The sequence below is a fragment of the Prevotella sp. P3-92 genome, assembly GCF_002251205.1.
In the GTDB taxonomy this organism is placed as follows: Bacteria; Bacteroidota; Bacteroidia; order Bacteroidales; family Bacteroidaceae; genus Prevotella.
The window spans coordinates 1-18,247 of the sequence record NZ_NPJE01000070.1; the positions used below are offsets into that span (position 1 = coordinate 1).

General features: G+C 47.7%; 15 protein-coding genes and 1 pseudogene. 7 read left to right on the forward strand and 9 right to left on the reverse strand.

Annotated features, from left to right (window positions below; all coding sequences use genetic code 11):
* The first annotated feature begins 676 nt into the window (after positions 1–676).
* The 4 genes from pyrE to CIK93_RS12550 are packed head-to-tail and all read left to right on the forward strand — an operon-like array spanning position 677 to position 3,832.
* Positions 677–1,309, forward strand: a complete 633-nt coding sequence (pyrE, locus tag CIK93_RS12535) for an orotate phosphoribosyltransferase (RefSeq protein WP_094391010.1) — start codon at positions 677–679, stop codon at positions 1,307–1,309.
* On the forward strand, positions 1,306–1,722 hold the full coding sequence (locus tag CIK93_RS12540; RefSeq protein ID WP_094391009.1) for a polyketide cyclase: 417 nt from the start codon (positions 1,306–1,308) through the stop codon (positions 1,720–1,722). The genes pyrE and CIK93_RS12540 overlap by 4 nt, the downstream gene beginning before the upstream one ends.
* 51 nt (positions 1,723–1,773) lie before the next feature.
* The gene (gene argH, locus CIK93_RS12545; RefSeq protein ID WP_094391008.1) at positions 1,774–3,114 is read left to right on the forward strand and encodes an argininosuccinate lyase; all 1,341 of its coding nucleotides are present in this window, start codon (positions 1,774–1,776) and stop codon (positions 3,112–3,114) included.
* Positions 3,115–3,139: 25 nt separating this feature from the next.
* A complete protein-coding gene (locus CIK93_RS12550; protein WP_144007585.1) occupies positions 3,140–3,832 on the forward strand; it encodes a hypothetical protein in 693 nt (230 codons plus the stop codon).
* Between the two features lie 104 nt (positions 3,833–3,936).
* Here CIK93_RS12550 and CIK93_RS12555 read toward each other — a convergent pair whose 3' ends face one another.
* From CIK93_RS12555 to CIK93_RS12575, 5 genes and pseudogenes are all read right to left on the reverse strand, one after another.
* On the reverse strand, positions 3,937–4,953 hold the full coding sequence (locus CIK93_RS12555) for an aminotransferase class I/II-fold pyridoxal phosphate-dependent enzyme (protein ID WP_094391006.1): 1,017 nt from the start codon (positions 4,951–4,953) through the stop codon (positions 3,937–3,939).
* Positions 4,954–5,078: 125 nt separating this feature from the next.
* Positions 5,079–5,846: pseudogene (locus CIK93_RS12560) on the reverse strand (ABC transporter ATP-binding protein); the annotation flags it as partial.
* 25 nt (positions 5,847–5,871) lie between these two features.
* Positions 5,872–6,714 (reverse strand): DUF3108 domain-containing protein, encoded by an 843-nt coding sequence (locus CIK93_RS12565; RefSeq protein ID WP_094391004.1) that lies wholly within the window; start codon positions 6,712–6,714, stop codon positions 5,872–5,874.
* 9 nt (positions 6,715–6,723) lie between these two features.
* The gene (locus CIK93_RS12570; RefSeq protein WP_254046655.1) at positions 6,724–8,712 is read right to left on the reverse strand and encodes an Ig-like domain-containing protein; all 1,989 of its coding nucleotides are present in this window, start codon (positions 8,710–8,712) and stop codon (positions 6,724–6,726) included.
* The gene (locus CIK93_RS12575; protein WP_094434917.1) at positions 8,709–10,202 is read right to left on the reverse strand and encodes a GH3 auxin-responsive promoter family protein; all 1,494 of its coding nucleotides are present in this window, start codon (positions 10,200–10,202) and stop codon (positions 8,709–8,711) included. Before CIK93_RS12575 ends, CIK93_RS12570 begins: the two co-directional genes overlap by 4 nt.
* Positions 10,203–10,627: 425 nt before the next feature.
* Between CIK93_RS12575 and CIK93_RS12580 the strand changes: the two genes are divergently transcribed.
* The 3 genes from CIK93_RS12580 (at position 10,628) to CIK93_RS12590 (ending at position 14,640) form a co-directional block, all read left to right on the forward strand.
* Positions 10,628–13,015: a TIM-barrel domain-containing protein gene (locus CIK93_RS12580; RefSeq protein ID WP_094447555.1), complete on the forward strand. Its 2,388-nt coding sequence runs from the start codon at positions 10,628–10,630 to the stop codon at positions 13,013–13,015.
* A 9-nt stretch (positions 13,016–13,024) separates the two neighbouring features.
* On the forward strand, positions 13,025–13,870 hold the full coding sequence (locus CIK93_RS12585) for a dienelactone hydrolase family protein (RefSeq protein WP_254046805.1): 846 nt from the start codon (positions 13,025–13,027) through the stop codon (positions 13,868–13,870).
* 65 nt (positions 13,871–13,935) lie between these two features.
* Positions 13,936–14,640 (forward strand): septal ring lytic transglycosylase RlpA family protein, encoded by a 705-nt coding sequence (locus tag CIK93_RS12590; protein ID WP_254046806.1) that lies wholly within the window; start codon positions 13,936–13,938, stop codon positions 14,638–14,640.
* A gap of 35 nt (positions 14,641–14,675) precedes the next feature.
* Here the strand turns inward: CIK93_RS12590 and CIK93_RS12595 are convergent, their stop codons facing one another.
* The 4 genes from CIK93_RS12595 to CIK93_RS12610 are packed head-to-tail and all read right to left on the reverse strand — an operon-like array spanning position 14,676 to position 18,245.
* A complete protein-coding gene (locus CIK93_RS12595) occupies positions 14,676–15,380 on the reverse strand; it encodes a ComF family protein (protein ID WP_094390999.1) in 705 nt (234 codons plus the stop codon).
* Positions 15,352–15,825, reverse strand: coding sequence for a regulatory protein RecX (locus CIK93_RS12600; RefSeq protein ID WP_336410078.1), 474 nt, complete (start codon positions 15,823–15,825; stop codon positions 15,352–15,354). Before CIK93_RS12600 ends, CIK93_RS12595 begins: the two co-directional genes overlap by 29 nt.
* A 5-nt stretch (positions 15,826–15,830) precedes the next feature.
* Complete coding sequence (gene prmC, locus CIK93_RS12605) at positions 15,831–16,646, reverse strand: peptide chain release factor N(5)-glutamine methyltransferase (protein WP_094440621.1); 816 nt, start codon at positions 16,644–16,646, stop codon at positions 15,831–15,833.
* Between the two features lie 21 nt (positions 16,647–16,667).
* Complete coding sequence (locus tag CIK93_RS12610; RefSeq protein WP_094447557.1) at positions 16,668–18,245, reverse strand: S41 family peptidase; 1,578 nt, start codon at positions 18,243–18,245, stop codon at positions 16,668–16,670.
* Positions 18,246–18,247: the final 2 nt, after the last annotated feature.

Genomic DNA, 18,247 nt, shown 5'->3' on the forward strand with positions numbered 1-18,247 from the left:
CGCTATGTAAAGCGTTTTAGTAACACTTTTCCTGCATTGTAAAGTGATTCAGTAAAGGAATAAAATGAGAGTGAAGTAATTTAGTAAAATAACAAGAAAAGTGTAAAGTAGAATCAGTTAAAGTCAATTTACCGAGCAATTCAATTTGATTTGCTGAGTAAATTCATTGAAATTGGTCTGCTAATTCATTGAAATTGCTGAGTAAATTCATTGAAATTGCTGAGCTGTACGCGTAACGTTTTGAACGTAAGGAATATATAGATGGGGTAAAAGAATGTTGTCGGCAAGGGGAAAATGATGTTGTTTTCAAGCGGAAATGCACCTCGGAAAATAGAAGAAAAATGGTCTTTTCTTTTGTATTTCGCTCGGTCTGCACTATTTTTGATGCTACGCATCCAATGTACTCACGTTCGGAAAAACAAAAGAAATAAATATTTTCTTTCGTTTTTCGCTCACTTAATCGTACCTTTGACGCTACGCGTCCAAGATAGGCTGCACCTCGGAAATGCAAAAGAAAAACGAGTTTTTCTTTTGTACTTCGCTCGGTTTGCACTATCTTTGATGCTACGCATCCAAGGTACTCACGTTCGAGAATACAAAAGAAAAATGTATTTTCTTTTTGTATTCTACTCACTTAATCGTACCTTTGCAAAACGAAAAACAAATAAACAAAGATATGGACGCAATCAAAAAACTGTTCGCAAAGAAGCTGATGGATATCAAAGCCATCAAATTGCAACCCAACGAACCCTTTACATGGGCATCTGGTTGGAAGTCACCAATCTATACCGACAACCGCAAAACACTGTCGTATCCCGACGTGCGCTCGTTTGTAAAACTCGAACTGTGCCACGCCATTCAGGAGAATTTCCCTGAGGCAGAGGCTGTGGCTGGTGTTGCTACAGGTGCTATAGCACAAGGAGCTCTCGTGGCAGACCAGCTCGGACTGCCCTATGCCTACGTTCGTCCGAAACCAAAAGACCACGGTATGGGCAACCAAGTAGAGGGACACATCGAAAAAGGTGCTAAGGTTATCGTGGTAGAAGATCTGATCTCTACCGGAGGAAGCAGTCTTAAAGCCGTTGAAGCACTGCGCCAGTATGGATGCGAAGTCATTGGTATGGTGGCATCGTTCACCTATGGTTTCCCCGTTGCCGAACAGGCTTTCAAGGAGGCTGGCGTGCGTCTGATTACGCTGAGCAACTATGCTGCCGTGCTTGAACAGGCTGCCGACACCGGATATATCAAGCCAGAAGACATCGAAGTGTTGAACGAGTGGCGTAAGGACCCAGCTGCTTGGAAGGCATGACAAAGTTTGAAAGCAGCGTACACCAGATTCCGTATCCGGTGGAAAACGTTTATCGCAACATCAGCGACCTCACCAACTTGGAGCGTATTAAAGACCGAGTGCCCGAAGACAAACTGAAGGATTTTCAGTTTGACAAAGATAGTGTGCAGGTCAATGTGCCACCGGTAGGACTCCTGAAACTGCGCATCATAGAGCGTGAAGACAATAAGTGTGTGAAGTTTGAAGCAGAGAAATCGCCAGTACCCTTCAACCTTTGGATACAGGTGCTGCCCGTCAACGACCACGAAAGCAAGATGCGTGTCACCGTAAAGGCCGACATCCCATTCATGCTCAAAGGCATGGTGAGCGGTCCACTGCAGGATGGAGTAGAGAAAGTTGCCACTGCTTTGGCACAGGTGCCCTACACCTTGTAGGCACATCTCTGCCAATCAACCCTTACACCGATTATATATTATACACGACAGATGAATAAACTTTGGGAGAAGAACTTTGAGGTGAATGCAGAAATAGAGCGCTTCACCGTGGGACGCGACCGTGAGATGGACCTCTATCTCGCACCCTACGATGTGATGGGATCTATGGCGCATATCACTATGCTTGAAAGTATTGGCCTCTTGGAAGCCGACGAACTGAAACAACTGTTGGCTGAACTCAAACAAATATATGCCATTTGCCAGCGCGGCGAATTTCGCATAGAAGACGGAGTGGAGGATGTACACTCACAAGTGGAACTCATGTTGACACGAAAACTGGGCGACATGGGTAAGAAAATACACTCAGGCCGATCACGCAACGACCAAGTATTGGTGGATTTGAAACTCTTCACACGCCATCAACTCATGGAACTGGCAGACGGGGTGAAAGTGCTTTTCGACGAATTGCTCGCCAAGAGCGAACAGTATAAAAGCGTGCTCATGCCGGGCTACACCCATCTGCAGGTGGCAATGCCATCATCCTTCGGACTATGGTTTGGCGCCTACGCCGAGTCGTTGGCAGACGATATGCTCTTTCTGCAAGCAGCATACAAGATGACCAACCGTAACCCGTTGGGTTCAGCAGCAGGATATGGATCGTCGTTCCCACTCAACAGACAGATGACCACAGACCTCTTGGGATTCGATTCTATGGACTATAACGTGGTTTATGCGCAGATGGGACGAGGAAAAATGGAGCGCAACGTGGCATTTGCCATGGCTACTATAGCAGGAACACTTGCTAAAATGGCATTTGATGCGTGTCTCTTCAACTCGCAAAACTTCTCGTTTGTGAAACTTCCAAAAGAGTGTACCACCGGAAGTAGCATCATGCCCCACAAGAAAAATCCCGATGTCTTCGAACTCATCCGTGCGAAATGCAACAAGATTCAGGCTTTGCCACAACAGGTGACACTCATCATGAACAATCTCCCCGTGGGTTATTTCCGCGATCTGCAGATTATCAAAGAGGTGTTCTTGCCTGCTTTCGACGAACTGAAAGACTGTTTGCAGATGGCGGCATACATCATCAATAAGATTGAAGTGCGCGAGGATATTCTCGACAATCCCATGTACGACCCGATGTTCTCCGTAGAGGAAGTCAACCGTTTGGCTGCTGCCGGAATGCCCTTCCGCGATGCGTATAAGAAGGTTGGGCTCGATATCGAGGCTGGAACTTTCACACCCAACAAGGACATACACCATACGCATGAGGGTTCGATAGGCAATCTCTGCAACGACAAGATAGCCGATCTGATGCAGCAAGTGCTTGGAGGTTTCGGTTTCAACCGTGTCACCGATGCAGAAAAATCGCTGTTGGAAAACGCTTAAACCATAAGGCAAACAACAGAACAATATGGCTGAAGGCTATAGCAAACATTATAATATGGATAGTCGCCCTACCGTTGTGTCAACACCAACGGGAAGGCGACTTTCTGCTTGGACAGGGCACCTTTCTCTTTGGACAAGGCGCCTTACGGCAGGTGTGGCAGTACTGCTGATGGCAACGGCATGCTCCACAGATCCTGAATTCAGTGCATGGCCCTGTCGCTTTGTCTATGATAACGGACTCCATCTCGACCAAACACTCGCCACAGCCACCAACAGCATGTCGCGTGGCATATTTTGTCATATCACCGAAAGCGTAAGACAAGGAGCGAAATACCTCGTGTTTACCAATTCTGACGGACTCTCATCCACACAGCGCGAAACGGCGGCAGAGAGCGAGAGCCACTATCAGCTCGGACTCAGCAACGGCATCATTGTGGGCTATCAAACTTTTAATACGACGCCAAACGGCGGATTTATTGCTTATGATGCACAGTGTCCAAACTGTGTGAGAAACGGCAATTCGCTGGGAAGTAGCAAGTATATCATCCAAATGGATCATAAAGGCATGGCGACCTGTCCCACTTGCAAGCGACAATATATGCTCAACAATCGGGGCATAGTGGTCAATGGCGGTAAAGACGACCATAAACTGGAACAATACGCACTGGTCAATTGTACCGGGCCAACGGGGGTTGTTTCTGTTTTCTCACGACAATAATCTACCAAGGTTTATCCGATAGGCAATGGATGGAAGTCGCATAGACCTCTATCCAGTATTCTCATGTGCTGACAAGACATAGCGACTGGTCAGCCGCAATGACTCTATTCGTTCAGAAAGCGATGCAAAGCACTGATGAGGACATCGTTTTCTTCAGGACTCTGGGTGGCTATGCGGAAGTGGTGGGGCGATAGATTGGCAAAGTTTGAACAGTTGCGAATCAGAATGCCCTCATGGTCTATCAGCCAATTCTTCAGTTGAAGGCTGCTGGCTTGCTCTATCATACAGAGCATAAAAGTGCTGTCGGTGTCGTAAACGCTGATGCCAGGGAGGGCACGCAAAGCATCGCGAAGGCGTGCGGTCTCTTTCAACAGCCCCTCAAGGTCGCTGATGGCGGGCTTGTCTTGAGCGATCAGAAAGCGTGCACCCTCGATAGCCAAGGCTCCTACCGACCATGGGCGCTGGTACTGGCGGAGGTGTCGCAATATCTCAGGATGTGCTGTCACATAGCCTACACGCATGCCCGGCACCGCATAACGCTTGCTCAGCGAATGGAGCAGAATGAGGTTGGGATAGCGCATCACTTGTTTCACATCTACTAATTTTGCGGCGGTATAACCTTCATACGACTGATCGACCACGAAAAGGTGGATGGGATTGGTGGCGATAAGATGGTCGATGATGCCTTCGGTCATCACTCCTCCTGTTGGATTATTAGGATTGCAGAGCCAGTAGATGCGGCGCGTAGGCAGCAACTTCTGGTCGTTTTCATACTCATAGCTGATGATATGTTCGTTGAGGCGACAAGCATCGGCATACTCGCTGAAAGTGGGTTGGGGGATGACAGACATGCCGCCACGCGTCATCTGGGCTATGAGATAGATGGCTTCGGTCACACCGCTGGTCACCATCACGCATTCGGCAGGGATGTCGTGATACTCGGCCAACTGTTCTTCGAGCTTCCGAGGCTGAGGTTCCGGATAGTGGTTTACAAGGTCAAGATGGTTGGCAAGATGGGCTTTCAGGGCTGTATGGTCTGTCTGTTGGCAGATGTTGGAACTGAAATTGATGCGTACCTGACTGTTGTAGCGGTAGAGATCGTCACCGTGTCCTTCTATCATTGTCTTATTCTTCTGGAGAGTTTAGGAATCGTTGGATGTTTGGTAATAAGTGAAGTAATGCCTGTCAAGGTGTAGGGCTATACCTTATTTATATATATAGGGCGGCTCGTTCATGTCTGACGTGCCACCCGTATGGTCATATCGTTAGTATCGAAATGTATGCCAGGGCGCTCGATGAAGCGACTCAGCGAACCGTCGGCGGCGAGCTGGTGAGGGGTGTCGATGCTCAAACGGTCGGGCTCCATCAGCCAAATGCGGTCTGCCAACTGCATGGCGAGTTCTACATCATGGGTGGAAAGAAATATCGTTTTCTGTTGTTCGTGTGCCAGTCGTCGCAGCAATTGCATCATCTCAACCTTGCTGGGAAAGTCGAGAAAGGCTGTTGGCTCATCCAGATAGATGGTGGGTGTTTGCTGCGCAAGGGCTTTGGCTATCATACATTTCTGGCGTTCACCGTCGCTCAACGTGTGAACTGGACGGCGTCTAAGCCGGTCGATGCCTACCAAACGGATGGCTTCGTCTATCATTTGGTGGTCGTCAGCATCGAGTGAACCCCAGAAACCGGTATAGGGCGAACGCCCCATGCCTACCATTTCTTCTACAGACATATTGCGCACATCGGGCTTTTCAGTCAGTACTACACCCACTTTCTTGCTGAGTTGGCGCGACGAAAGGGCTGTCAGCGGAGTGCCGTCGAGATAGATTTCGCCGGAAAGGGCGGGTTGGAATGCCGACAAAGTGCGCAGCAGTGTGGATTTGCCGATACCGTTCTGCCCCAACAAACAAGTCAGTTCGCTGGCATTGATGGTTGCGTTGATATCGCTGACCACGATGCGTTGCTGTCCTTTGACGATATACCCGATGGTGAGATGTCTGAGTTCTACGGTTTCCATGAGGTTGACTTTTGTATGCTGGGAATTATTTCTCTTTAGAAGTGAGTTCGTTGCGCAGACCCTTCATGCCTGTGAGATAGGCTTTGGCAGATCCGAACGAAAGGAACATATCCAAGCGTACGGGCAGGTGATTCTTATCGTCGGTGACGAAGAAACGTATGAGTTCGTGGTTCTTGCCGTCCTCACGTTCGATAAATGAGAATATCAGACAACGGAACTTCGCATTGCTGTTTTTCATCTTCAGCGTAGTCTTTCCGCCGTATTTCAACCATGAGTTGCTTAGGTGTCTGGCATCGCTGATGGGCATGGGGATATTCTCGCCCTTGCGCAACTTGGATGTGTCGAAGTTGCGTGCACGAAGGAAAATGCTCATCATGTCGTAGATGCAGTCCTTATACTCTGCTTGTTTCCAGTGGTGTTTACCGTCGGCATCGATGCGATGCATCTTCAAGTGGCTGTTTCCCTTAGGGTAGCTATACCACAACTCATCTACGTAATAGCGCTTGCCCTCGCGTGCTCCTTTGCGGTAATAAAGTGGGGTAATATCGGTAGTGGTGTAGCATAGCAGGGTATCGCGCATGATAAACATGTTGTCGAGCTTGTCGTTACCACGCGTGATGAGGCTCGACCGGAAGGCAGGCACACCTTTGTGGGTCGATTGTACGGTGGACATAGATGCCGTGCCGACCTTCACCCATACGAATTTCCAATTGAAATAGAGGTCGTAGGAGAGATACTCGCCCGATTTGAAGGCGGTGTTGTGGATGCCACATTGCGCTTGCGAGGTGGTGACGGTGTGTGAGAAAAGTGGCAGACAGAGCATCAGCATGAGCAATAGGCGTCTGCCGTTGGTATTCAGGTGTTTCATCTTTTATCGTCATTTAGAGTTGTTGTTAGCGGTTTGCAACACGCCGTTCTTGTAGTAGGAAATACCCAAACGACGTGCGCGCTCGGCATTTCTATTGAGTAACTTCTGTTTCTCTTTATCCGGTTTCTGCTTGGTTATCTCGCCGGGCTTCTGCATGTTGAGCGGTGTGGCGGTAAGATTCCAAGGGCGGGTGATGTCCCATTTCTCCTTACAGTCTATGCGTCCGGGGAAATAATATACTTCCTCTGGTTGTAAGTTGGCATCGTAGTTGCCTGTATCCCATACGCCATTGCCGTTGCGATCGCGGAAGGCACGTGCGTAATAGCCACCGGGTTTGACATAGAAGAATACGGCATCGCCATTGGCTTCGGTACGCACTTGCTTGATGGTCTTCTCGCTTTGGTCGAGCAACTCTACCACATAGGTGGTGTCGGTGACGCCTGCGAGTTGCAAGACGATGGTCGAGAACTCATCGAGGGTGCTGATCTTAATGCCTTGTTTGAAGGGTTTCGATACGTTGCCGTAGATGTCTTCGAAGGCGGCGGAATCTACTTCTAAGCTGTATTCGCTACCGGCTGTCCATTCGGCAAGCACATCATACGTGCGGAGCAATGAGTCGCGACGCTGCACATCAACGGGCACACGATACCAAAGGGTATCAACCTTAGTATATAGGTGGATAGAGGCGGTGTCGCATCGAGCCAGTGGAGCGGGCATATTGATGGTGGGACGACTGTCTGGTGCCATGGTGCCGGGCACGTTATACTGCACTTTAAGTGGCTCGCGCGGCATGATACTGTCGTAGGGCTCGCCTTGCTTTTTGAGTTTAGCTTGCTCCTTTTCCCAACTCTCAACCTGTTTTTTCAGGTCTTTCTGCCGTTTGGCGTAGCTGGTTTTGGCTATCACATCTACCGTATCAATCTGTGTGACGAGTACTCCGGTAGAGTCGGTCATGAGATAGGAGAGTTGCATGGATAGCGTATCTTGGTTGACCAGTGCCGTATCGCGCAACCAATAGGTCAGTGTGTCCTTCTTTTCGCTGGCCTCAAGAACGAAGGCGTCTTTCTCATCGAAGTTGAAGCCGCGTATTTCTGGCAATTGTGGGTTGCCATAACTGAAATATAAAGTGAAGCGGTCGGCATCTTTTCGCTCTGGTTGTTTCAGCAGATAGCGGTCGGTTTGAACTTCTTGGAAGGCCAGAAGGATGATGTCGTCGGGATAGAAGTGGGTGTATGGCACTCGCAATATATTATCGATACGCAAGGAATCACGCCAGATGGTGTCCTGTCGGATATCTGGTCCGGCTGACGGTTTATAGGTGGTATGGGAGAAAGCCACCATCTCGCTCTTCTGATTGAACATATAATTGCCATCGGCATCTTGTAGCGCATAGACGCGATACTCGCCAGGTGCAACACCTTTGATGACGAAACGCCCTCTGCCATCGGTACGGGCAACGCGCAAAAGGGGCTTGGTGCGGAACGCTGAGTCTGCCAGATCGGCATAGAGCCCAACTTGTATGCCTTTGATAGGTTCGAGGTTTGAGGCGTCGAGCACCGTTCCTGCCACCTCGAAAGTGTCGATGCGTTCACCGGTAGAGAAGGTGAAGGTGTAGTTGCCCAACGGATTGTTTTCGTTGTTGTCGCTGATGGCATCGCTGAAGTCGATGGTGTAGGTGGTGTTGGCCTTTAGTGAGTCTTTCAAGTCAACAACAATCTTTTTACCCGTTGCCTTAATCTCGGGCATCTCCAATTGTGGTGGAGAGACGATAACATTCTGTGTGGCATCCTCCAGCTTGATATACTCATCAAACTGTATGGTTATTCTTTTGGAGTTCACACCGACAGCCTGATCGGCTGGATTGGAGCCGATGATGCGGGGTGGATCATCGTCAAACCATCCGCCATCGGGTTGTCCCATACGTGCGCATGCCACCATCAGCAGGGATAGGGCTGCTATGAGTATCAACTGGAAGTGTCTGTTTGTGGGTCTGTTCATGATTGCAGTTTGAGAAGCTGTTCGATATGTTCACGCGAATTGCTTAGGCGTGGCACTTTGTGCTGACCGCCTAATTTGCCGCGTTGCTTAAGCCAATCGTTGAAAAGTCCCTTTCTGGCAGGGATAATCTCCAGATGTTGCAGGGTGATATTCTTATAGCGTTTGGCTTCATAGTCGCTGTTGAGCTCTTGTAGGCGACGGTCAAGCAGGTCGGAGAACTGCTGCAAATCGGCAGGAGGGGTGCTGAATTCAATCAACCACTGGTGGCGACATTTGGCATTGGCATCCATGAAAACGGGGGCTGCGGTGTATTCCAGCACCTCGGCACCTGTTTGTTGACAGGCATAAGCCAGACCCTGTTCGGCATTATCTACGATGAGTTCCTCGCCAAAAGCGTTGATAAAGCTCTTGGTACGACCTGAGATAACAAACTTATATGGGTTGGTGGAGGTGAATCGGATGGTATCACCGATCATGTATCGCCATAATCCGCATGATGTAGTGATTATCATGGCATAGTTTTTGTCCTTTTCAACGCCCCATAACGGAACGATGTTGTCGGTGCCCATCTCTTGGAACTCGTAGAAAACATCATAGTCGAGCATGAGCAACATCGCTTTGTCGGATGGGTCATCCTGCAGGCCGAAGAATCCTTCGCTCGCATTATACGTTTCCATATAATGCATTTTGGGTGACGTGATAAGTTGTTCATACTGCTTGCGGTAGGGGGTGAAAGCCACTCCGCCATGGAAGAATACTTCAAGATTGGGCCATACTTCTTCCAAATGGGTCTTGCCAGAAATCTCCATGACACGGTTTAATACCGATAACATCCATGAGGGAACGCCTGATATGTTGGTCACATTCTTGTGGAGTGCTTCGTGGGCAATGCGGTCGCGCTTCACTTCAAAGTCTTCAAGCAATGCGGTCTTCTTCTTCGGAATGCGCACCAAATTTGCCAAAGGATTGATGTTTTCGATGAGAATGGCGCTGAGGTCGCCTACCAAAGAATCTGGCAGATTATAGTTGGGAGCATGGCTGCCACCTAAAATCAATGCGCGGCCGTCAAACAATCGAGATTGAGGATTGTTGCGGAGATAGAGGGCTACAGAGTCGAAGCCACCTTTGTAGTGGATATTTCTCAGACCGTCGCTGCTGACAGGAATGAACTTCGACTTGTCGTTCGTAGTGCCACTCGATTTGGCATACCATTTCACACGTCCGTTCCAGAGGATATTTGTCTCTCCGTGGCGCATGCGATCTATCTGTTCTTTCAGTTCTTCGTAGGTGTTGACGGGGCAGTTTCGCACGAAAGTATCATAGTCTTTCGTGGCTGAAAATGCATATTTGCGTCCTATTTCGGTGTTGGATGCTTGAGCAAGCAGGCGGTGCAACACCTCGCACTGAAGGGCTTCGCCCTCCTTCTGATGGCGTTCCAGTTCATGCATGCGATGCACGAAGATGTGGCGTACAATATTTGTTAAACTCATATCTGTATTATTATACAAGGTGCAAAGGTAGTGCAAACCGAGCGAAATACAAAAGAAAAGACCATTTTCTTTTGTATTTCCGAGGTGCAGCCTACCTTCGCGACGTAGTCACAAAGGTACGATTAAGTGAGCGAAGTACAAAAGAAAAACGAGTTTTTCTTATATCTGCAAGACTTCTATGTGACTTCTACAAGCCACATACGCAGCGTTTGACAGAATCATGAGCAACTTGCATTTGTTGCTTATAAAAATTTAACTTAGTGTGTTTCATAGTATTTAATATAGTTACAAATTCTTATTTTTGAATGGAAGAACCATGTTTTTTTATCAGAAATCAAAGAAATATACTACCTTTGTAACCAATATACTAACAAAAAAGCCCTAATGATGGCGCTTATCAACTTCAAATAAAACAACTAACAATAATGAAGAAAATTATCTCTATCACTCTTGCATTGCTTTGTTTCGAAAGCATGGAAGCACAGAAAATCACCTTCTTCTCACCTACTGTGGTACGTGTGGAGAAGACTACAGATGGGCAGTTTGCAGAAAAGAAAAGCCTTGTTATAACGGCTACACCGCAAAAAGTGGCGGTCAGTGTCAAGCAGGCGGATGGCAAAACTGTCTATCGGACGAATGCGTTGACCGTTACCGTGGATGATAAATTGCAAAAGGTAAGCTTTGCAAAAGCCGACGGTACAACGCTTATGACTGAAGGAGACTTTGCCTTTACGCCTATTACAAAGGGTATAGACAAGGGATCGTATCGCGTAAAACAAGCTTTTGCACTGGAAAAAGATGAGCCCATCTATGGATTGGGAATGATGCAGAGCGGAAAAATGAATCTCAGAGGAGAACACAGACTGATGATACAAACTAATCTGGAAGACTTTACTCATTTCTTCCAGAGCATTAAAGGATATGGCATCTATTGGGACAATTACTCGCCAACAACAATCAACGACGATGATACACTGCAACTGGAGAGTCAGGTAGGAAAGGCTGTTGACTACTATTTCATGTATGGTAACGATGCTGATGGCGTCATCCGACAGATGCGGTGGCTAAGCGGAAAAGTTCCTATGGTGCCACGTTGGACCTATGGATTCCATCAAAGTCGTGAGAGATACAAGTCGGCAAACGAACTGCTCGACGTGGTAAGACGCTATCGCAAAATGGGAATACCATTCGACGGAATAATACAAGACTGGCAATACTGGGGTGGTAACTACAACTGGAACGCTATGGAGTTTCTTAATGATGCGTTCAGTAATCCACAAGCTATGATAGATGAGGTGCACCAACGTCATGCACATCTCACCATTTCGGTATGGGCATCGTTCGGACCACATACAAAACCATATCGTGAACTCGATGAAAAAGGATTGCTCTTCCATTTCAAAACATGGCCAGAGTCGGGACTTACCCAGTGGCCACCACGTCAGGACTATCCGTCTGGTGTACGTGTTTATGACTGCTACTCGCCTGTGGCACGCGATATCTATTGGAAATATCTATCAAAACTCCATCAGATGGGGATCGATGCATGGTGGATGGACTCTACAGATCCCGACCATTGCCAGTTTAAGGATAGTGACCTTGACGAAAAATGCAGCATGGGTAGCTGGCGATCTGTACGCAATGCATTTGCCTTGATGGCGGTTGGAGGAGTGGATCAAAACCAGCGTAAGGCGGATTCAATACATCGACCTTTCATTCTTACACGTTCCTTCTTCGCCGGACAACAGCGCTATGGAGCACATACGTGGAGTGGAGACGTGGGCAGTTCGTGGCAGTCTTTTCGCGCACAAGTGCCACTTTGTCTGAATCACACACTTTGCGCCAACCCCAATGTGAATACCGATATAGGCGGATTCTTTGCCAATGCATACAACCGCACCTATCTCGACAATACTGGAACAACTAATCCACAGTTCCAAGAACTATACGTGCGATGGATGCAGTTCGGACTTTTCACACCAATGATGCGTAGCCACGGTACTGAGGTATATCGAGAACTCTATTACTACGGCAAGCCTGGCGAACCTGTATATGATGCATTGCTTGATGCCGTAAAGATGCGTTATCGCCTATTGCCATATATCTATAGTCAAAGCTGGCAAGTAAGTGCCAACGATGATTCATTTATGCGTCCCTTGGTGATGGACTTCCGCAACGATAAAAATGTGTGGAACAATGGACGACAATATATGTTTGGTCACAGCTTCTTAGTGTGCCCGGTGGTTGATCCACTATTTACTGAGGAGAAAATAGTAAAGACCGACGAGCAATCGGGCTGGGATAGACACGATAACAATGAGTATGCAAACGGATGGCCAACGGTGGATTGGAGTCAGAAAAAGCAGTTTGACGTCTATCTGCCACAAGGGGCTGACTGGTATGACTATTGGACAGGACAGTTATATAAAGGCGGACAGACCATCAAAGCTGATGCACCAATAGCACACTCACCACTCTATGTCAAGGCTGGAAGTATTGTGCCGATGGGTGATGACCGACAGTATAGCGACGAAAGACCATGGGATGTGCTCACACTATTGGTTTATCCAGGATGTGATGCATCGTTTACACTCTATGAAGATGAGGGCGACAACTTCAACTACCAACGTGGACAATATGCCGAAATTCCTATGACATGGAACGAAAAACAGCATTTGCTGACTATCGGACAGCGTCGCGGAAAATTCAAAGGAATGCTCCAAAAGCGTGTCTTTGAGGTGAAGATGCCCGATAATACCATTTATAAAGTGGCCTATAATGGTAAGAAAACAACGGTAAAAATTAAACGATAAAATCAGAAAGTGAGCGTATATATAACGAAAAAAACGCTGCATACAACCATACTGACGCTCTTGTTGCTGATGTTACACACAGCAACATGGGCGCAGTATGACTTATTGTCGGCAAAGAAAGGAGTTGTGAAAGACGGCTACGACTTTTGGGTATATACGCCAGATGACTATTATTTCTCGCAGGAACAAACTCCATTGATTATCTTCCTGCATGGTGCAAGTCGCTGTGGACGCGATATGAAACGCTGTTTGCAATATGGCCCTGTTGATGCCGTTAAGATGGGAAGACAGATTCCCGCACTTATAGTTACCCCACAAAACCCAGGCGGGGCATGGAATCCACGCCGCCTTAACAATATTCTGGAGTGGATGAAGAAGAACTATTCATTTGACGATACACGCGTATATGTAATAGGTATGAGTCTCGGAGGCTATGGTACACTGGATTTCGCAGGTACTTATCCCGACAAAATAGCTGCCGCAATAGCACTATGTGGCGGTTCTACGCTGAAAGACTATCGTGGATTGGGTGAATTACCATTATGGATTGTGCATGGAACTGCAGACCGCGCCGTATCGGTGCGCGAATCACAGAAGGTCGTTGAAGGGATGAAAATACTCGGAGCTACCGAGCGTTTGCGTTATGACTGGATGCCTGGAGCATCACATGGCGCTTTGGCACGCTTCTTCTATACCGACAAAACGTATGATTGGTTGTTTCAACACGCATTAAGCGACCCACTGCGACCGATTAACACAAATATCGATATTACCAAAACCGACCTGTCACAGGCTTACCGCGATATAAAGCGGCGAACTGATGAACTCGAACTTGAACTTGATAACGACAAATAATTCGTACCACCGACACATCTGTTTTCTGACCAAAGAGACGCTGTTGGTGGTCAATCACTATAACAATGAAAAGTCTATCAAAGCAACTAAGAACTCTGGAATCGTATCTGTATTCTATCCTTATGGCTGTTTTGGCTGCCATCGGGATGCCTTCGGCTGCTCAACAGAAAGGTAAAGCAACCTTTTATTCGCAGCGCGCTAATGGTTCAAGAACGGCAAGTGGAGAACGTATCCATAGTGACAGTCTGGTCTGTGCTCATCGCACACACCCTTTCGGCACACTCCTAAAAGTGAGAAATCCTGCCAATGGCAAGGAAGTTGTAGTACGCGTTATCGACCGAGGACCTTTTTCCCGTGGTCGTGTCATCGATCTTTCCTATCGCGCTGCCCGTGAGTTGGGCATCGTAGCGCAGGGTGTTGCCATGGTTGAGGTATCGGTTTATAAGCGAAAAGTAGAGATACCATTCAAGCCAGATGACGGTTTTGATGTGCCTGAACTCGATTTGGAAATGACCGAAAGCGATGATAAAATCGTTCCGCAATGGCAAGATGAAGATGAAAAAACTGTTGCTGTTCCTGCGAAAAAAACGGCAGGAAAATCCACAGGAAAGTCTGCAATGCATCCAAATAAAGCCACGGAGAAGGTTTCAGGTAAGTCTGCTACATCTCATAGTAAAGGTACGGGGAAGGCTTCCGGAAGGTCTGCTGCACATACAAGTAAGTCGGCTGTTCACAAAGTGCAACCTGTCGAGAAGCAGAAAAAGAGATGATTTCATGGTCTTCATCATCTTTTTGGAATGGCTGTTTAATGGTCTGTCAACCCAAGCGTCAGTATGCTGAAGCGTATATTTTTTGCTACTTGCATCTCTTGAATACAGGCCATGGCGGTGGCACCTGTAGTGCAGATGTCGTCTATCAATAGGATATGTCGGTCAGAAAGTGCTGAGGCATCACGCAATACAAACATGTTTTCCACATTTTTCTGGCGTTCAGTGTGCCCCAACATCGTTTGACTTTGTAGGAAATGCTTGCGACGGAGCGCTTTGGTAATTACTGGAATAGAGGTGATTTTACTGACTCCACGTGCCAAGTATTCGCTTTGGTTGTAGCCTCGTTGATGTAGCCGGCGGCGCGAAAGTGGTACCGGAACGATGGCATCTATATCGTTAAAGAACCCTGAGGATAATAGTTCTTTTGCCATGATTTCCCCCATAGCCATCGCATAGTCAGGATGCCGGTAGTATTTTATAGCATAAATGAGGCGCGCTGAAGCATTGTGAGGATTGAAATGGACGAATGCCACAGCCTTTTCTATAGGTACGATACCTTGAAACAAGACGGTCATAGGATTATAGTCTGCCGTCAGTTCGTAGTGGGTACGCGGCAGTCTTGTGGCACAACTGCCACAAATGGCTTTCTCGTCGAAGCCCAACCGACTGTCGCAGATACTGCAATGGCGGGGCAGAATGGTGTCGAGAAGCCTATTCCATATCGTATTCTTCTTCGTCATCGATACTGATACACTGTTTGATAATATCCATGGTGAATCCTCTGCCGATGGCAAATTTGATGAGCTTCTGCCGCAGTTCATAGTCGTTACGGGCCTTTACTGAGCGTCTTTTCTGTTGTAGCAATGGGCGCAGAATGGCAATGTATTCCTCGTCGTCGATACTGTCGAGCACTCGTTGGCGTATGTCTTCGGCAATGTGTTTCAGCCACATGGCCTGTTCGACCTTGCGTCGTCCCCATTTATTGTATTTCACTTTGTCGTTGGCAAAAGCACGTGCAAAGCGCTCATCATCTACATATCGCTCGGTTATCAGCCGTTGCATCACTCTCGCCTGAGCATCGTCAGCAATTTCCCAACGGCGCATTTTCTCCTGCATCTCATATTCGCAGTGTTCAGCTTGAGCACATAATGCAGCCAAGCGGAGGTAGGCTTCTTGTTCTGTCATCGTGTTCATCGGCGGCAACGGATAAAGCGTATTTTGCCAAAAGCATCGCTACGGGGCGTCACTTCGCTGAATCCAGCATTGTGAAGCATTGTGCAGAGATCATCGGCATAGAGTGGATTGATTTCGAAATAAAGGTAACCTTGCGGTAGAAGTGCCGTTAAGGCATAGCGTGCAATGGCGCAATAGAATCGCAGCGGATCGCTATCTGGCACGAAAAGTGCTGTGTGTGGTTCGTAATCGAGTACGTTTTTCTCCATCGCTTCAGCCTCGTTTTGACAGATATATGGCGGATTGCTCACGATAATGTCATAGCGCTGATTATCATCTTCATGATTTTGTAGTGCATCGCGCAATATGAAATCAACATGTGCGTTCAGGTTTTGTGCATTTTCTGAAGCCAGCGAAAGGGCATCGGGGGATATATCCCATGCTGTAATCTGTGCTTTTGGCTGTGCCAATGCCATAGTGATGGCAATGCAACCACTGCCTGTTCCGATATCGAGCAAACTGCTGAATGGTGTGGAAAGCATCCATTGACAGAGTTCTCCGGTCTCAGGTCTGGGTATTAAAGCCCGTCGGTCGGTATGGAAAGTATGTCCGCAAAACTGCGTCTTGCCTAATACATACTGCACGGGCTCATGGTTTTTCAATCGTTCTGCCACTTGTTTGAGGTCGCTGTCATCGATGTCTGCGTCGCGTCCGAGACAGATATCGGTGAGTGATAAACCATAGCGCACTTCATAAACCAAGCGTGCAATGGCTTTTGCCTCACCCTCGTCGTAGGTCAATGCCAGTTGTTTACAAAGCGTATTGTACGTCATTCCTACTGCAATAGAAGTGGGTTAGGGGTGTTGCAACAGCTGGATAGCCTTCATCACGATGTCGTTTTGCTCATTCATGATAGAGAAATACTCATCCATATTCCATAGGTCGCGTGCCACAAGTGCCTTCATTTGGAGACGAAGGGATGGGAGTGACTTTTGCAATTCGGCATCGTCTTTTGGTTTGACACCGTCTTTTGCAGCCTCTGCCAACATTTGGTCAATCACATCTTGCGGCACTTCATAGGTGTTTTTGAAAGTCTCAAACACAGGATACTGCTTTTGCAACTGCTTGCGATGTGTATCCACATAGCGCAGATTGGCATTGATGATATATGATTTGGCAGCAATCTCTCTGTAGAAGGGAGTATAGATTGTAGTATCGAGTGGCACATAATGGTCGGGCATGATACCTCCTCCGCCATAAACCGTACGGTGTTGGCGCAGTGTATAGCATTTCAGTGAGTCGGCAAAATGTATGCTGTCTGCATGTTGCAGTTCGCCACTGGTCAGTCTGTTATATACATCCATGGCGTAATCTTCTGCTTTTCCTTTCACGTATGGTTTTTGGATACAGCGTCCAGATGGTGTGAAATAGTGGGCTATAGTCAGTCGAATCATTGATCCATCGGGCAGGTCAACAGGTCGTTGTACCAGACCTTTACCGTATGATCGACGTCCAACCACGATGCCGCGATCTTGGTCTTGTATGGCACCCGTCACGATTTCAGCGGCTGAAGCCGAGTAACTGTCAATCAACACAGCGAGCTGACCTTCCTCAAAGAGTCCTTTTCCGCGTGCTTTATAATCTTTGCGTGAGGCTTGTCGCCCTTCCATATATACAATAAGGTCGCCAGCGTGAAGCATCTCGTTGGCAATTTCCACTGCAGCGTGCATATATCCGCCACCGTTTCCTTGCAGGTCAAGTATGAGCGAGGTCATGCCTTGTGCCTTTAAAGCTTTGAGGCGTTCGCGAAATTCTTCGTGGGTTTGTGCCCCGAAGCTACCGATTCGGATATATCCTATCGTTGGTCTGATCATATATGAGGCATCGATAGTCTTCACAGGAATCTTGTCGCGGATGATATCGAAATGCAGCATGCCCTTGATACCGCGGCGTACAACGCCCAAGCGCACTAATGTTCCCTTTCGTCCGCGCAGTCTGCGCATGATTTCTTCGCGCGACATTTTTACGCCAGCAATCGCAGTATCATTGACGGTGACTATTCTGTCGCCCGCCATGATGCCTTTCTTTTCAGACGGACCGCCTACCACGGGTTGTATCACGAGTAGTGTATCTTCCGACATATTAAACTGCACACCGATGCCCTCGAAGTTGCCTTGCAGTGATTCGTTGCTTGCTTCCACCTCTTTTGCGGTAAGGTAACTGCTGTGCGGATCGAGTTTTTCGAGCATACCTCGTATGCCGTCTTCCACCAATCGCTGTTCATCTACGGTGTCCACATACAGGTTGTTGATAGCCATCTCTGCTATTTGCAGTTTGCGCAAGGCTTCTCCTCGCATATTGATGCGCAACTGTGCTATGGCAGCCAACGGCAACAATAGCATGAGGTATAGTATATTTCTTTTTGAAATCATGT

What these genes read in the sequence shown, in the direction of transcription:
- pyrE (WP_094391010.1), top strand. Translation starts at nt 677, where the DNA reads ATGGACGCAATCAAAAAACTGTTCGCAAAGAAGCTGATGGATATCAAA.
- CIK93_RS12540 (WP_094391009.1), top strand. Translation starts at nt 1,306, where the DNA reads ATGACAAAGTTTGAAAGCAGCGTACACCAGATTCCGTATCCGGTGGAA.
- argH (WP_094391008.1), top strand. Translation starts at nt 1,774, where the DNA reads ATGAATAAACTTTGGGAGAAGAACTTTGAGGTGAATGCAGAAATAGAG.
- CIK93_RS12550 (WP_144007585.1), top strand. Translation starts at nt 3,140, where the DNA reads ATGGCTGAAGGCTATAGCAAACATTATAATATGGATAGTCGCCCTACC.
- CIK93_RS12555 (WP_094391006.1), bottom strand. Translation starts at nt 4,953, where the DNA reads ATGATAGAAGGACACGGTGACGATCTCTACCGCTACAACAGTCAGGTA.
- CIK93_RS12565 (WP_094391004.1), bottom strand. Translation starts at nt 6,714, where the DNA reads ATGAAACACCTGAATACCAACGGCAGACGCCTATTGCTCATGCTGATG.
- CIK93_RS12570 (WP_254046655.1), bottom strand. Translation starts at nt 8,712, where the DNA reads ATGAACAGACCCACAAACAGACACTTCCAGTTGATACTCATAGCAGCC.
- CIK93_RS12575 (WP_094434917.1), bottom strand. Translation starts at nt 10,202, where the DNA reads ATGAGTTTAACAAATATTGTACGCCACATCTTCGTGCATCGCATGCAT.
- CIK93_RS12580 (WP_094447555.1), top strand. Translation starts at nt 10,628, where the DNA reads ATGAAGAAAATTATCTCTATCACTCTTGCATTGCTTTGTTTCGAAAGC.
- CIK93_RS12590 (WP_254046806.1), top strand. Translation starts at nt 13,936, where the DNA reads ATGAAAAGTCTATCAAAGCAACTAAGAACTCTGGAATCGTATCTGTAT.
- CIK93_RS12595 (WP_094390999.1), bottom strand. Translation starts at nt 15,380, where the DNA reads ATGACGAAGAAGAATACGATATGGAATAGGCTTCTCGACACCATTCTG.
- CIK93_RS12600 (WP_336410078.1), bottom strand. Translation starts at nt 15,825, where the DNA reads ATGACAGAACAAGAAGCCTACCTCCGCTTGGCTGCATTATGTGCTCAA.
- prmC (WP_094440621.1), bottom strand. Translation starts at nt 16,646, where the DNA reads ATGACGTACAATACGCTTTGTAAACAACTGGCATTGACCTACGACGAG.
- CIK93_RS12610 (WP_094447557.1), bottom strand. Translation starts at nt 18,245, where the DNA reads ATGATTTCAAAAAGAAATATACTATACCTCATGCTATTGTTGCCGTTG.